This window comes from Streptomyces griseoviridis, assembly GCF_005222485.1.
Taxonomy (GTDB): Bacteria; Actinomycetota; Actinomycetes; order Streptomycetales; family Streptomycetaceae; genus Streptomyces; species Streptomyces hintoniae.
The window spans coordinates 679,510-692,049 of sequence record NZ_CP029078.1 but is presented as its reverse complement, the minus strand read 5'-3'; the positions used below and the strand labels follow the sequence as shown (position 1 = coordinate 692,049).

The window sequence follows — 12,540 nt, the reverse complement described above, 5'->3', positions numbered from 1 at the left end:
CAGGGGAGCCGAGGAGCCGCCGCGGCTGAGGGCCGGGGCTGGGGGTCGGGGCGTGCGGGTCGAGTTCAGAGCCGGTGTGGCTTGGCGCGTCGGCGCAGGAACCAGGCCGCTCCGATCACCCCCGTGCCCACCAGGGCGCTGCCCACGCCGAGCGTGACGGGCCCGTAGTCCTTGACCGAGCCGCCGAGACCGCCCAGGACCCCACGGGACGGAGCCTTCGTGGCGCTGGACGCGGAACTGGAGGTGGAGGACGACGCGGCCGAGGTGGAGGAGGTGGTCGGGGTGGTGGTGCCCGACACGATCACCGACTGGGAGCCCGCACGGGCGCCGTTCGAGCAGTCGACGATGACGGTGTACGTCCCAGGACTGACGCTCTGCCAGGCCGCCGACTGGAGGTTGACCGTCCCCGACAGCGCCACCTGGCGCCCCTGCTTGGCGCTCGTCTGGCTGCTGGTGAGCAGCGCGGCGGTGCCCCAGCTGCCGCTGCTGCTGGTGTGCGAGCAGGTGGTGGTGGTCACCGACACGGTGGAGCCGCTCGTGCTCACGGAGATCCCCGAACCCGCGGCCTGGGCCGGCCCCGCGGCCAGGGCGAGCGGGAGCGCGACCGCGAGCGCCGGGGTGAGCGCGGCGGTGAGAACGGCGGGGCGCTGGGGGCGGGGTGCAGGGCGCATGCGATCCTCCGACGGCACGGTCGGCGGAACCCCTTGCGCCGCCTGGGATCGGGAATCGCCCGTGCTGCCTCAGGGGCAGCCAACGCGCCCCGGGCCCGCCCCGCACCCGGACCGCCGCCGGGCAGGTGACGCGTTCCATCGTCCGGCGCACACCACGGCGACCGCCGCCGGACGGCCGCTGAAGCCCGCCCGCCCCCTCACCCGCGAGCCGCCCGTGCGCCCACCCGAGGTGACGACCCAGCGATCGCCCGTCGCCCGTCGCCCGTCGCCCGTCGTCCGTGGTCCGTGGTCCGTGGTCCGTGGTCCGTGGTCCGTCGCCCGTCGCTTGGGGCGTCGCCCGTCGCGCGACGCCCCTCGCGCGGCGTCGCGGTCGGGTCATCCGCCGCCGGTCGTCACGGTCCGTTCCGTCGAGTAGCCGCCCCAGGTGCCGTCGGGCAGTTTGGCGCGGATCCTGACCCGGTGGGTCACCCCGGCGTCCCGGCCCACGTAGAAGCTGTAGGTCGCCTTGCCGCGCGGCGGGTTCCCGCCGTAGACGAGGGAGGTGGCGGCCTGCCCGTCCAGCCGGATCTGGTACTCGGTGATCACGCCGTCCGTGCGCGGCGGGGTCCAGGACAGGTCGAGCGAGTAGGCGCCGTCCTCGCGGTGGCTGGTGGCCTTGAACCCGGTGGGCGCGGTGTCGCGGCCGTCGTCGGTCCCGGGGGTGGTGAGGCGGACGGTGGCGCCGGGCTCCGAGACGTTGTCGGCGGCGTCCCTGGCCCGCACGGTGAAGGCGTACGCGGTGCCGGGCCGCAGCCCGGTGACGACGGTCGCCGTCTGGTTCCCGCCCACGCTGTGGATCTTCGTCGTCCCCTGGTAGACGTCGTAGGAGAGCACCGCCCGGTCGTCCGTCGACGCGGACCAGGAGAGCTGGACGGCCCGGCTGCCGACGGCCCGCCCCCGGGTGGAGCCGGGCCGGGACGGCGCGGCCCGGTCGGCGGCGACGGCCGCGGGGGTCGTCGCCCGCACCGTGCGGCTGGGTGGCCCGAGCCGGCCCTCGCTGTTCCTGGCCCGCACGGTGAAGGTGTACGCGGTGCCGGGGGAGAGCCGGACGACGTCCACCATGCGCTCGCCGCCTGGCACCTCCCGCACCTTCGTGGCGCCCCGGTACACCTCGTACCCGGTGACGGCCGGCTGGGCCGACACCGCGTTCCACATCACGTGCACGCTGGTGGCGCTGCCCGCCTCGGCGGTGACCCCCACCGGGGCCCCGGGCAGCCGGCCGTCGTCGTCCCCGCCGCCCCAGCCGCAGGAGACGGCCAGCGGCAGCGCGGCGGCGAGGACGAGGGCTCGACGCAGGAGAACGGCGGCACGGCGCACGGCTCTGCCTCCCCGGACGGTGACGGCAATGGTCCGGACCAATATGACGTCCCTGGTGCCTCCCATCAAGAGGGCGGTCGGGTTCGGGCGTTCGTGAGCACCCTCCCGCGTTACGTATGCTGGAGTCTCTCGCGGTCGAACTCGCCTTGAGGGCAAGGTAGTTCGTACCGCTGGCGCGGGCCCGCTGTCGTCGCTGACCCCGTGCCGTGACGCGGGCGGCCGGGTGGCAGGAGCCGACACGGGCTCAGCCTCCCGGCCCCTGCCCGCAGTTGCCGGGCCTGGCGTCGCGAGCGCGCGTCGGGGTGGTCGTCGGATCCGGCCGCGGGGCGGGTGGCACCGGGCACGGCGGGTGTCGCCGGTAGGCCGAACGGCGGGTGCGTGTCACCGGGCGGACCGTGGCGCACCGTCCGGCCCCCTTACGGTGGCCGAGTGCCAGAGGTGGCACCAGATTGGGCTGAGTGTCCGTCAGAGCCTCCTCGGAAAGGGTCCCTTGTCGTGCGTGTCCCTTCGCTGACGCTGGCCGCGGCAGGCATGGCCCTGCTCGCCCCGGCGATGTTGCCCGGCGCGGATCTCCGCGTCCACGAGGAGCCGGTGGCGTGGAGCGAGGGCACGGTCCGCGCCGCCGATCTGCTGGCCAGGACGCGCACGTGCGTCCAGGTCTCCCGCGGCCGCTACCGCAGTGACGACGGGATGCCCGCGAACATCCCCGTCTGCGGCACCAGGGACGCCGTCTTCTGGAAGGCGGACCTGGACATCGACTGCGACGGCCGGCCCACCGCCCGCTGCAACCGCCGCACCGACCCGCTCTTCTCCGGTGCCACCGCCTTCCCGCAGTCCGACGGGCGTCCGCTGAGCGCCGAGTCGCTGCCGTACATCGTCGTGCCCGCGCCGAGCCGTATCTGGAACCACCGCGACCACGGGGTGGGCGGCGGTTCCGTGGCCGCCGTCGTCTACCGGGACCGGGTGCGGTACGCGGTGGTCGGGGACGTCGGCCCGCGCAGGGTCATCGGTGAGGCGTCCTACGCCACCGCCCGCGGCCTGGGGATCGTCGCCGACCCACGGGACGGCGGCACCGCCAAGGACGTGACCTACATCGTCTTCCGCGACGCGCGGATCAAGCCCATCGAGGACCGCGCCGCCACGGTCGCCACGGGCGAGCGCCTCGCGCGGATGTTCCTGACCGGCAAGTGAGCCGGGCGCTCGGCGGGCGGCGGTGACCAGCGGTGGTGGTCGGTCGGTGGTGGTCGGTGCGGTTCCGGGCGGGCACGGACCAGGCGCCGGGCGCCGGGCGCCGGAATCCGGGCCCGCCGTCAGGACCCGGGCCCGCCGTCAGGACCCGGGCCCGCCGTCAGTACCCGGGCCCGCCGTCGGTAGCAGGACCCGCCGTCGGTACCCCGCCCCGTCGTCAGACCGCCGCCCAGCCGTCGTCGACCGGCAGCACCGCGCCGTTGATGTTGCTCGCGGCGTCCGAGGCGAGGAACACGATCACCGCGGCCTGTTCCTCGGGCTGGGCCAGCGCGCCGGCGTTGACGAAGTGCGCGCCGAGGGTGGCCGGGCCGTGGGCGGTCTGGTCGGCGTCGAGGACGATGCCGGTCAGGGTGCCGCCCGGGGCTATCGCGTTGGCCCGGATGCCCTGCTTGCGGTACATCACCGCGAGGTTCTTCGTCAGCCCCACCACCCCGTGCTTCGAAGCCGTGTAGGCGGCGCCCGCCGCGCTGCCCCGCAGGCCCGCCTCGGAGGCGGTGTTCACTATCGCGCCCCTGCCCGCCTTCAGCATGTGCGGCAGCACCGCCCTGGTCAGCAGGAAGGGCGCGGTGAGGTTGACCCGCAGAACCCGCTCCCACTCGGTGTCCGAGACGTCCGCGAGCGCCGACATCCGGTCCATGATCCCGGCGTTGTTCACGAGGACGTCGACCCCGCCGAAGGACTCCACGGCGGTGCGTGCCACCTCGTCGACCACCGCCTGGTCGCTGAGGTCGCCCACCACGGCCACCGCGGTGCCGCCCGCTTCCTCGATCTCCGTGACGACGGCCCCGGCCGTGTCGGCGTTCAGGTCCGCGACCACGACCCGGTCGCCCTGGGCCGCGAAGGCGAGGGCGGCGGCGCGCCCGATGCCCGAGCCCGCCCCGGTGACGATCACGCTGCGTCCGTCGACTGCGGTCATGTGAGGTGCTCCCGATCTCCGTGTGAGGACGTGTGTGAGGGCGTGTGTGAGGGCGTTCCGCGGGTGCGCGGACGCTTCGCCTGGACCCACTCTACGACTTATTGTCTGTGAGTGACATAAAGATGTGGGGGAGAATGCGCGGAAACGGGATCACCTGAGCCGGAGGACGACATGACCGCAGCCGGCGGACGCACCGGACGGCCGCCCCTCACCGAGGAGCGGAAGGCCGAGATCCGGTTGGACATCGCGCGGGCCGCGGTCGACCTGTTCGTCAACCAGGGCGTGACGGCGACCACCGGCGAGCAGATCGGGCAGGCGGTCGGCATCTCCGCGCGCACCGTCTGGCGCTACTTCCCCAGCAAGGAGGCGTGCGTCAGGCCCCTCTTCACGGCGGGCATCGACCTGCTCGCCGACCGGCTGCGACAGTGGGGGCCCGGGGAGCCCCTGGACGAGATCTTCACACCGGCCCTGACGACGGACCTGCGGGTGGGGCAGGGCCCCGACCGGGCCACCGTGGGCGCCCTGGTGCGGCTCACCCGTACCGAGCCGGGGCTGCGCGCGGTCTGGCTCCAGACCCACGACGAAGCCGAACCGGCGTTCGCCCGCGCCCTCGCCGAGCGCGCCGGGCTGCCGGCGGACGACCTGCGGTCCACGATCCAGGCGGCGATGTTCAACGCGGCCCTGCGCGCGGCCGTCGAGCACTACGCCTGGCACGACGCCGACGCCGGCCTCGACCGCACGGCGGCGGAGGCGGCCCTCGAACGCACCCTGCGCGAGGCGCTCATCACCGCCACGGAGGGGCTGACCTGACGAGGGCCCCCGGCACCTGATCAGACCCTCGGCCCCCGACCAGGCGGCCCGGACCTCGTACAGCCCTCCGGCCCCTGACCAGCCACATCCGCCCGTGACCAGGCACATCCATCCCTCGACCAGGCTCGGACCCTCGGCCAGGCTCCCCCGCCCCCCGCCGGTCGGAGTCAGACCTTCCGGTAGGTGTACGCCTCCGCGGCCGCCGCCTCCACCGCCGCCAGGTCGGCGCCCGTGGACGCCGTGACGACCGCGGCCACCGCTCCCTCGACGAACGGGGCGTCCACCAGCCGGGCGCCGTCCGGGAGTTCGTCGCCCTCGGCGAGCAGCGCCTTCACCGTGAGCACGGCACTGCCCAGGTCGGTGAGGATGGCGACGCCGGCCCCGCGGTCCACGGAGGCGGCGGCTTCGGCGATCAGCTCCGCGCTGGTGCCGAGCCCGCCGTCCTCGGCGCCGCCCGCCGAGGCCACCCGCACCGTCGTCCCGCCGCCGGTCAGTCCGCGCGCCAGTTCGGCCACGGACGCGGCGACCGCGGCGCTGTGGGACACGAGGACGATCCCGACCAGATTCGTGTCAGTCACCGTGTGCCTCCGTGAGGGCCGCGACCAGCAGGGCCGCCGACGTGGCGCCGGGGTCCTGGTGGCCGATGCTGCGCTCGCCCAGGTAGCTGGCCCGTCCCTTGCGCGCCTGCAACGGTGTGGTGGCCAGCGCGCCCTGCTCGGCCGCCGTGCGGGCGGCCCCGAAACCGTCGCCGAGCGCGTCGACGGCGGGCAGCAGGGCGTCGATCATCGTCTTGTCGCCGGGTGCCGCGCCGCCGAGGGTCATCACCGCCTCCACCCCGGTGCGGAACGCCGTGGCGAACTCGGCCTCGCTGACCTCGGCGGCGTCCCCGAGAGCCTTGCCGGTGCGGCGCAGCAGCGTGCCGTACAGCGGCCCGGACGCCCCGCCGACGGTCGAGATCAACTGCCGTCCGCTGACCGTGAGCACCCCGCCAGGGGTGTCCGGGGCCTCCTTCTCCAGGGTCGCCGTGACGGCCGCGAACCCCCGGCGCAGGTTGCTGCCGTGGTCGGCGTCCCCGATGGGCGAGTCGAGCGCGGTGAGCCGATCGGCCTCGCGCTCCACGGACGCGGCGGTCGCCGTCATCCAACGACGGAAGAAATCGGCGTCGAGCACGGGATCTCCTAACGTGATGAGTACGGTGCGTTACCGGGCCTCACCGTGTCACATACCCCAGCGCAGCCCCGCGGTCCGCACCGGCGCGTCCCACAGGCGCAGCAGCTCGCCGTCGACCTGGCAGAGGGTGACGGAGGCGCCGGCCATGTCGAGGGACGTGACGTAGTTGCCGACGAGGGTGCGGGCGACGGCGACACCACGCGCCGTGAGGATGCGCTGCACCTCGGCGTTGAAGCCGTACAGCTCCAGCAGCGGGGTGGCGCCCATGCCGTTGACCAGCACGAGCACCGGGTTGCGCGGGGACATGTCGTCGAGGACGGCGTCCACCGCGAACTCGGCTATCTCACCCGACGTCATCATGGGCCGCCGCTCCCGGCCGGGCTCGCCGTGGATGCCGACGCCCAACTCCAGTTCGCCGTCCGGGAGATCGAAGGTGGGGCTGCCCTTCGCGGGGGTGGAGCAGGCGCTGAGCGCGACGCCGAAGCTGCGGGAGTTCTCGTTGACCTGCCGTCCGATCGCCTCGACGCGTTCCAGGGGCTGTCCCTCGTCGGCGGCTGCGCCGGCGATCTTCTCGACGAACAGCGTCGCGCCGGTGCCGCGGCGGCCGGCCGTGTACAGGCTGTCGGTGACCGCCACGTCGTCGTTGACCAGCACCTTGGCGACCTGGATGCCCTCGTCCTCGGCCAGCTCGGCCGCCATGTCGAAGTTGAGGACGTCGCCGGTGTAGTTCTTGACTATGAACAGCACGCCCGCGCCGCTGTTCACGGCCGCGGCGGCCCGCAGCATCTGGTCGGGCACCGGGGACGTGAACACCTCGCCAGGACAGGCGGCGGACAGCATGCCGGGCCCCACGAACCCGCCGTGCAGTGGCTCGTGCCCCGAGCCGCCGCCGGACACCAGGGCGACCTTCCCGGCCACGGGGGCGTCCCGCCGCACTATCACCCGGTTCTCGACGTCGACGGTCAGTTCGGGATGGGCCGCCGCCATGCCGCGCAGCGCGTCGGCCACCACGGTCTCCGGGACGTTGATGAGCATCCTCATCGGTACCTCCTGGCGAGATGGGCAGATGGGCCTCTGGCCGGTGTCTTCACTGGTCAGAGTGGATCTGGCCGGTTGTCGATCTCGGAGTGTTCAGTTGTGCTGCCCAGGGGCGGCGGGAGCGGGCCCCTAGGGAAAGTATCGACCTTGCGGCGGTGAAGGTCACGAGCTGGGCCGTGCCGGGCGTCCCAGACCGTGGGGGACCACCGTGATCCACGGCCCCTCGCGGAAGGGGGGGGCGAGGCTATGCGGTCGGGCCGCTCGGGCCGCTCGGGCCGGTCGGTGCGGCCGGGGCGGTCAGGGTGCCGAGGCGGCCGGACCTCACGGCGGCGACGACACCGCCGTCGACCAGGAGGTCGGTGCCGGTGATGAACGACGCGTCCGGGCCGAGCAGGAAGGCGGCTGCGGCGGCGATGTCGCCGGGCGTGCCGAGACGGCCGGTCGCGGAGGCGTCGACCATGGCGCGCATGACTCGGCCGGACTCGCCCGCGAGCTCCTGCTGTCCCATCGGAGTGGAGATCACGCCGGGGCTGATGCTGTTGAGGCGGGCGCCGCGCTCGCCCCAGGCGGAGCCGGCGGCCGCGACGCGCACATGGTTGGCGCGCTTGGCGATCCCGTAGGCGGCGGCCGGGGTGGTGACGATGTCCGGGCTGAGGAACGGCAGTTGGAGGAGTTGGTCGGCGGGGGTGTGGGCGAGGGCGTGCTCCTGCTCGGGGGTGAGCGCCGGCGCGAGGTGGCCTGCCATGCTGGCGATCACCACGCCGGCGCCCCCGGCGGCGACGACGGGTGCGAACGCGTCGAGCACGAGCGCCACGCCGAGCAGGTCCACCTCGAGGATCGCCCGCGCGGGCGCCTGGACGGGGGACAGTCCGGCGGTGTGCACGACCTGGTCGACCTCGCCCGCCGCCCGCGCGGTCAGCGCCAGGTGCTGGACGGAGGCGGCCGAGGTCACGTCGACCACCTGCGTGACCACGGTGAGGCCCTCGTCGCCCAGCGTCTGTTCGGCGGCCCGGAGAGCGTCCTGCCCGATGTCGGCCAGCAGGACCGTGCGGCCCGCGCCCAGCCTGCGCGCCACCGCCAGGCCCATGCCACCGGCTCCGACGATGACCAGCACCTTCGCGCTCATGTTCCGCCTCCCGCCCATTTACGAGACAGGTTGTCTCGATGACTTGGTCACCCTACCTCTCCCGCTAATCTCGTCACCATGGCTGACTCACCGCGGGGGCGTGCTCGGAGCGAGAGCGCACGGCAGGCCATCCTGGAGGCGACCCGGGACGAGCTGGCGGCGAGCGGGTACGACAAGCTGTCGATCGACCGCATCGCGACCGCCGCCGGCGCGGGCAAGCAGACCGTCTACCGCTGGTACCGCTCCAAGAACGAGCTGGTCGCCGAGTGCATCCTGGAGGGGTACGTCCCGGCCAGGACCGCCGTGATCGCGGACAGCGGCGAGGCCCGCGACGACCTGCGCGCCTGGTTGCGAGCCTTCGCCGATTTCCTCGCCGAGCCCGAGAACGCCTCCCTGATCCGCGCGTGCACCGCCGCGGCGGCCGAGAGCGACGAGGTGGCGGTGAGGTTCTACGAGAGCCTCACCGCCACCAACGAGGCCGCCCTCACCGCCCGTCTGGACAGCGCGGTGCGCCGCGGGCAGGTGCGGGCCGGCACGTCGACCGCGGCCATGTCCGAGGCGCTCATCGGTGCGATGCTCTACCGGCTGCTCGTACGGCAGCCACCCACTGACGAGTTCATCGACGGCCTCCTCGACATGGTGTGCGACTGACGAACCGTCAGGACTGCGGCTGCGGGTGCTACTTAGGCGTCGACGCCGCGCGGAGCCGGGACAACTCCTGCCGGTGCGCGGCGAGTTCGGGTGCCGCCGGGCCTGTGGTCGGTGGGCGGGCCCGGAGTGATCCCGCCGCGTCCGGGGGCTCCGCCTCGGCGGCGGGTCAGGAGGTGCGCCGGACGGCGATGATGTTGTCGGTGACGGTCGCGGTCCGCCCCTCGGGGCCGGTGGCGGTGCGCTGGGGTGCGTCGCCCCGCTCGACGCGCCAGGTGTCGTCGAGCCGCAGTGAGGCGATGACGTCGTCGGGAGTGGGGTAGCGGATGTCCTGGCCTGCCTGCCAGGACCAGGGGGCGGTGGAGGCGTGTTCGATCACGATCAGCAGTCCTCCCGGGGCTACGGCCTCGGCGGCCCGGCGCAGGACGTGCTCGCGGGCCATGGTGATCGGGGAGTGGAAGTAGGCGGCGGTGACCAGGTCGAAGGTCCCGTCGGGGAACGTCTCGGCGAGGTCGTGCCGCCGGGTGTGGATCCGGTCGGTGACGCCGGTGGCCGCGGCGCCCGCCGCCACCCGGTCGAGGGCGGTCTGTGACACATCGACGGCGGTGACGTCCCAGCCCTGCGCGGCGAGCCAGAGTGCGTCGCCGCCGTGGCCGCACCCCAGGTCGAGGGACGTGCCGGGAGCGGGAGCCAGGTCGGCAAGCAGGGCGGTCAGGACGGGGTTGGGCTTGGTGCCCCACCGCGCGTCCATGCCGGCGTAGTGCTTCTCCCAGAAGACGGCGGACTCGTTGGCGCTGTTCACGGGCGGGGCCTTTCGACGCGGGCGGTCAGGAGCGGGGTGCCGGGCGCTTGGCCGGGCCGCTGCCACGACACTGCGACGGAGACTGCCGGAGTTGCAAAGCCTCATGCCGTTTCAGCATGCTGGGGAGCATGGGCGGCGAGAAGGGTGACAAAGGCGAGAAGGGTGCGAAGGGCGCGAAGGGTGACAGGCAGGAGCGGCTGGCCGCGGTGGGGCCTCGACTGCGGGATCTGCGGCGACGGCACGGCCTGACGCTGGCCGTCCTCGCGGAGCGGACCGGCATCAACGAGAGCACCCTCTCCCGGCTCGAAGGCGGTACCCGGAAACCGACCCTCGACATGCTTCTGCCGCTCGCCGAGGTCTACGCCGTTCCCCTGGACGACCTGGTCGGCGCTCCCCGCACCGGGGACCCCCGGATCCACCTCAGACCGGTCACCCGCGACGGGATGACCTTCGTACCGCTCAGCCGGCCCGGAGGCGTCCAGGCCCACAAGCTCCTCATCCCGCCCAGGCCCGGCACCGAACCGCGGCTGCGCACCCACGAGGGCTTCGAATGGGTCTACGTCCTGGCAGGCCGCCTGCGCCTGCTGCTCGGCGACGAGACAGTGATCCTCAAGGCCGGTGAAGCCGCCGAGTTCGACACCCGCGTGCCGCACTGGCTCGGCCCCGACGACCGACGCACCGTGGAACTCCTGATCCTCTTCGGCGCCCAGGGAGAACGGGCCCACCTCAGGGCCCGCACGCCGTGACCCCGGCCCGCGCATCCTGAACCCCTGCCCGCGCACCCTCCCCCCGGCCGGGGTGGACGAGAACCCGGCGTCCGGCGGGAGCGGGAACCCGCCGTCCTCCGGTCTCCCGTGCCGTCCGCTCCCGCCGGGAGAGAATCCAGGGCATGAACAAGGTCTTGATCACCGGTGGTGCCGGTTACATCGGCAGCACCGTCGCCTCCGCCCTCGCCGACCAGGGGGTCGTGCCCGTCGTCCTCGACGACCTCTCCACCGGACGCCGCGAGTTCGTCGGCGACGGCCGCGCGTTCTACGAGGGGGACATCGCCGACGGCGCACTCGTGGACCGGGTCTTCGCCGACCATCCCGACATCGGCGCGACGCTGCACTGCGCGGCGAAGATCGTCGTCCCCGACTCCGTCGCGGAGCCGCTGCGTTACTACCGCGAGAACGTCGCGAAGACCGTCGACCTCCTCGACTCCCTCCAGCGCAACCGCTGCCGGCGGGTGGTGTTCAGCAGCTCCGCCTCGATCTACGCGCCCACCGACGCCGTCCGCGTCGACGAATCGTCGTCCGTGGGCGCGGCGAGCCCCTACGCGCGGACCAAGCAGATGATGGAACAGGTCCTCCAGGACTGGACCGTCGCGGCCCCGGTGCGGGTCATCGCCCTGCGCTACTTCAACCCGATCGGAGCCGACCCGCGCCTGCGCACCGGACTGCAGAACCCGCAGCCGAGCCACGCGCTCGGCAAGCTCATCGAGGCGCACACCCAGGGAACGCCGCTCACCATCACGGGAGTCGACTGGGCGACCCGCGACGGCAGCGGCATCCGTGACTACATCCACGTCTGGGACCTCGCCGAGGCCCATGTCGCGGCCCTCACCCGCTTCGACGACGTCGTCGAACCCACCGCCGACGACCGCTACCGGGTCATCAACATCGGCACGGGAACGGGCACGACCGTCCGTGAACTGGTGGCCGCCTTCGAAGAAGCCGTCGGTGAGACCCTCGACGTCCGTGAGGCCGCCCCGCGCCCGGGAGATGTGATCGGCTGCTGCGCCGGCAACGACACCGCACGCCGACTCCTCGGCTGGAAGGCCCAGTTGAGTATCGCTGACGGGGTGCGGGACGCCCTGGCCTGGCGGGAGAAGTGGGCCGCGCACCTGACCGCGAGCTGAGCCGCTCGACCCTGGAGGCGGCGGGCTGGCCGGGGGCCCCGCCGCCCCGCCCTCCCGCCGTCGCCTCCCTGTGGATCGGTGGGTATCGGGCCCCTTACGTCGAATCCGTGTTCCATTTGCGCCACGGGACGGGATAAAGTCGACTTCCGCGAGATCTTGCACGGAGTAAGGAGACAGCGGCGATGGAGAACAGGCCGCCCGCCCGCCGGGGACGACCCCCGGGGTCCCGGAGCGACGGGGGAGAGCTGACGGTCCGTCAGTCGGCCATCGTCCGCTGCATCACCGAAGCGGTCGACCGGCAGGGCTACCCGCCGTCGATGCGGGAGATCGGCCAGGCGGTCGACCTCGCCAGCACCTCGTCCGTCGCCCACCAACTGGCGGCCCTGGAGCGCAAGGGCGTCCTCTACCGCGACCCGAAACGCCCCCGCGCCTACCGCGTCCGGCCCACCTGGGCACCCGACCTCAGCACCAGGAACGACCAGAGCGTCGACGTCCCCCTGGTCGGCACGATCGCCGCCGGCGCCCCGCTGCTCGCCGACGAGATGATCGAGGACGTCTACGCGCTGCCCCGCCAGATCGTCGGCGACGGCGACCTGTTCGCCCTGACCGTGTCGGGCGACAGCATGATCGACGCGGCGATCTGCGACGGCGACATCGTGACCGTCCGCCGGCAGGACAGCGCCGACCACGGCGACATCGTCGCCGCGCTCCTGGACGACGGCGCCACCGTCAAGGTGCTGCGCCGACAGGACGGGCAGGTGTCGCTGATGCCCCGCAACCCCGCCTACCAGCCCATCCCGGGCGACGACGTCAGGATCCTCGGCAAGGTCGTCGGCGTCCTGCGCCTGCTGTGAC

14 protein-coding genes are annotated in these 12,540 nt (G+C 73.5%); 6 read left to right on the top strand and 8 right to left on the bottom strand.

The window, feature by feature from the left end; genetic code table 11:
- Positions 1–65: 65 nt before the first annotated feature.
- Positions 66–671, bottom strand: coding sequence for a hypothetical protein (locus DDJ31_RS02910; protein WP_127181870.1), 606 nt, complete (start codon positions 669–671; stop codon positions 66–68).
- A gap of 375 nt (positions 672–1,046) precedes the next feature.
- The gene (locus tag DDJ31_RS02905) at positions 1,047–2,027 is read right to left on the bottom strand and encodes a fibronectin type III domain-containing protein (protein WP_240678303.1); all 981 of its coding nucleotides are present in this window, start codon (positions 2,025–2,027) and stop codon (positions 1,047–1,049) included.
- A 495-nt stretch (positions 2,028–2,522) separates the two neighbouring features.
- Here DDJ31_RS02905 and DDJ31_RS02900 point away from each other — a divergent pair, with 495 nt between their 5' ends.
- Positions 2,523–3,218: a glycoside hydrolase family 75 protein gene (locus DDJ31_RS02900; RefSeq protein WP_127181872.1), complete on the top strand. Its 696-nt coding sequence runs from the start codon at positions 2,523–2,525 to the stop codon at positions 3,216–3,218.
- 214 nt (positions 3,219–3,432) lie between these two features.
- Here the strand turns inward: DDJ31_RS02900 and DDJ31_RS02895 are convergent, their stop codons facing one another.
- Positions 3,433–4,191 (bottom strand): SDR family NAD(P)-dependent oxidoreductase, encoded by a 759-nt coding sequence (locus DDJ31_RS02895; protein ID WP_127181873.1) that lies wholly within the window; start codon positions 4,189–4,191, stop codon positions 3,433–3,435.
- A 171-nt stretch (positions 4,192–4,362) separates the two neighbouring features.
- Here DDJ31_RS02895 and DDJ31_RS02890 point away from each other — a divergent pair, with 171 nt between their 5' ends.
- Positions 4,363–5,001: a TetR/AcrR family transcriptional regulator gene (locus DDJ31_RS02890; protein ID WP_127181874.1), complete on the top strand. Its 639-nt coding sequence runs from the start codon at positions 4,363–4,365 to the stop codon at positions 4,999–5,001.
- Between the two features lie 167 nt (positions 5,002–5,168).
- On the opposite strand, the gene DDJ31_RS02885 is transcribed toward DDJ31_RS02890, so the two are convergent.
- From DDJ31_RS02885 to DDJ31_RS02870, 4 genes are all read right to left on the bottom strand, one after another.
- Positions 5,169–5,579 (bottom strand): PTS-dependent dihydroxyacetone kinase phosphotransferase subunit DhaM, encoded by a 411-nt coding sequence (locus tag DDJ31_RS02885; RefSeq protein WP_127181875.1) that lies wholly within the window; start codon positions 5,577–5,579, stop codon positions 5,169–5,171.
- Positions 5,572–6,171 carry a dihydroxyacetone kinase subunit DhaL gene (gene dhaL, locus DDJ31_RS02880; RefSeq protein WP_127181876.1) on the bottom strand — a complete coding sequence of 200 codons (600 nt, stop codon included), beginning with the start codon at positions 6,169–6,171 and terminating at the stop codon, positions 5,572–5,574. Before dhaL ends, DDJ31_RS02885 begins: the two co-directional genes overlap by 8 nt.
- Positions 6,172–6,219: 48 nt before the next feature.
- On the bottom strand, positions 6,220–7,212 hold the full coding sequence (gene dhaK / locus DDJ31_RS02875) for a dihydroxyacetone kinase subunit DhaK (RefSeq protein ID WP_127181877.1): 993 nt from the start codon (positions 7,210–7,212) through the stop codon (positions 6,220–6,222).
- A gap of 241 nt (positions 7,213–7,453) precedes the next feature.
- Positions 7,454–8,335 carry an SDR family oxidoreductase gene (locus DDJ31_RS02870; RefSeq protein WP_127181878.1) on the bottom strand — a complete coding sequence of 294 codons (882 nt, stop codon included), beginning with the start codon at positions 8,333–8,335 and terminating at the stop codon, positions 7,454–7,456.
- A gap of 78 nt (positions 8,336–8,413) precedes the next feature.
- On the opposite strand from DDJ31_RS02870, the gene DDJ31_RS02865 reads away from it, so the two are divergent.
- On the top strand, positions 8,414–8,986 hold the full coding sequence (locus tag DDJ31_RS02865; protein WP_240678304.1) for a TetR/AcrR family transcriptional regulator: 573 nt from the start codon (positions 8,414–8,416) through the stop codon (positions 8,984–8,986).
- A gap of 166 nt (positions 8,987–9,152) precedes the next feature.
- Here DDJ31_RS02865 and DDJ31_RS02860 read toward each other — a convergent pair whose 3' ends face one another.
- Positions 9,153–9,734 carry a class I SAM-dependent methyltransferase gene (locus DDJ31_RS02860; RefSeq protein WP_431029288.1) on the bottom strand — a complete coding sequence of 194 codons (582 nt, stop codon included), beginning with the start codon at positions 9,732–9,734 and terminating at the stop codon, positions 9,153–9,155.
- Between the two features lie 179 nt (positions 9,735–9,913).
- Here DDJ31_RS02860 and DDJ31_RS02855 point away from each other — a divergent pair, with 179 nt between their 5' ends.
- The 3 genes from DDJ31_RS02855 to lexA all read left to right on the top strand — a co-directional run bounded on the left by DDJ31_RS02855 (position 9,914) and on the right by lexA (position 12,539).
- A complete protein-coding gene (locus DDJ31_RS02855; RefSeq protein ID WP_127182987.1) occupies positions 9,914–10,531 on the top strand; it encodes a helix-turn-helix domain-containing protein in 618 nt (205 codons plus the stop codon).
- Positions 10,532–10,674: 143 nt separating this feature from the next.
- Complete coding sequence (gene galE / locus DDJ31_RS02850) at positions 10,675–11,685, top strand: UDP-glucose 4-epimerase GalE (RefSeq protein WP_127181880.1); 1,011 nt, start codon at positions 10,675–10,677, stop codon at positions 11,683–11,685.
- A gap of 182 nt (positions 11,686–11,867) precedes the next feature.
- Complete coding sequence (gene lexA, locus DDJ31_RS02845) at positions 11,868–12,539, top strand: transcriptional repressor LexA (protein ID WP_127181881.1); 672 nt, start codon at positions 11,868–11,870, stop codon at positions 12,537–12,539.
- Position 12,540 lies beyond the last annotated feature (1 nt).

Bases quoted from the DNA above. Each gene is read 5' to 3' on its own strand.
- DDJ31_RS02910 (WP_127181870.1), bottom strand. From the start codon at position 671: ATGCGCCCTGCACCCCGCCCCCAGCGCCCCGCCGTTCTCACCGCCGCG.
- DDJ31_RS02895 (WP_127181873.1), bottom strand. From the start codon at position 4,191: ATGACCGCAGTCGACGGACGCAGCGTGATCGTCACCGGGGCGGGCTCG.
- DDJ31_RS02890 (WP_127181874.1), top strand. From the start codon at position 4,363: ATGACCGCAGCCGGCGGACGCACCGGACGGCCGCCCCTCACCGAGGAG.
- dhaK (WP_127181877.1), bottom strand. From the start codon at position 7,212: ATGAGGATGCTCATCAACGTCCCGGAGACCGTGGTGGCCGACGCGCTG.
- DDJ31_RS02870 (WP_127181878.1), bottom strand. From the start codon at position 8,335: ATGAGCGCGAAGGTGCTGGTCATCGTCGGAGCCGGTGGCATGGGCCTG.
- DDJ31_RS02865 (WP_240678304.1), top strand. From the start codon at position 8,414: ATGGCTGACTCACCGCGGGGGCGTGCTCGGAGCGAGAGCGCACGGCAG.
- DDJ31_RS02860 (WP_431029288.1), bottom strand. From the start codon at position 9,734: ATGGACGCGCGGTGGGGCACCAAGCCCAACCCCGTCCTGACCGCCCTG.
- DDJ31_RS02855 (WP_127182987.1), top strand. From the start codon at position 9,914: ATGGGCGGCGAGAAGGGTGACAAAGGCGAGAAGGGTGCGAAGGGCGCG.
- galE (WP_127181880.1), top strand. From the start codon at position 10,675: ATGAACAAGGTCTTGATCACCGGTGGTGCCGGTTACATCGGCAGCACC.
- lexA (WP_127181881.1), top strand. From the start codon at position 11,868: ATGGAGAACAGGCCGCCCGCCCGCCGGGGACGACCCCCGGGGTCCCGG.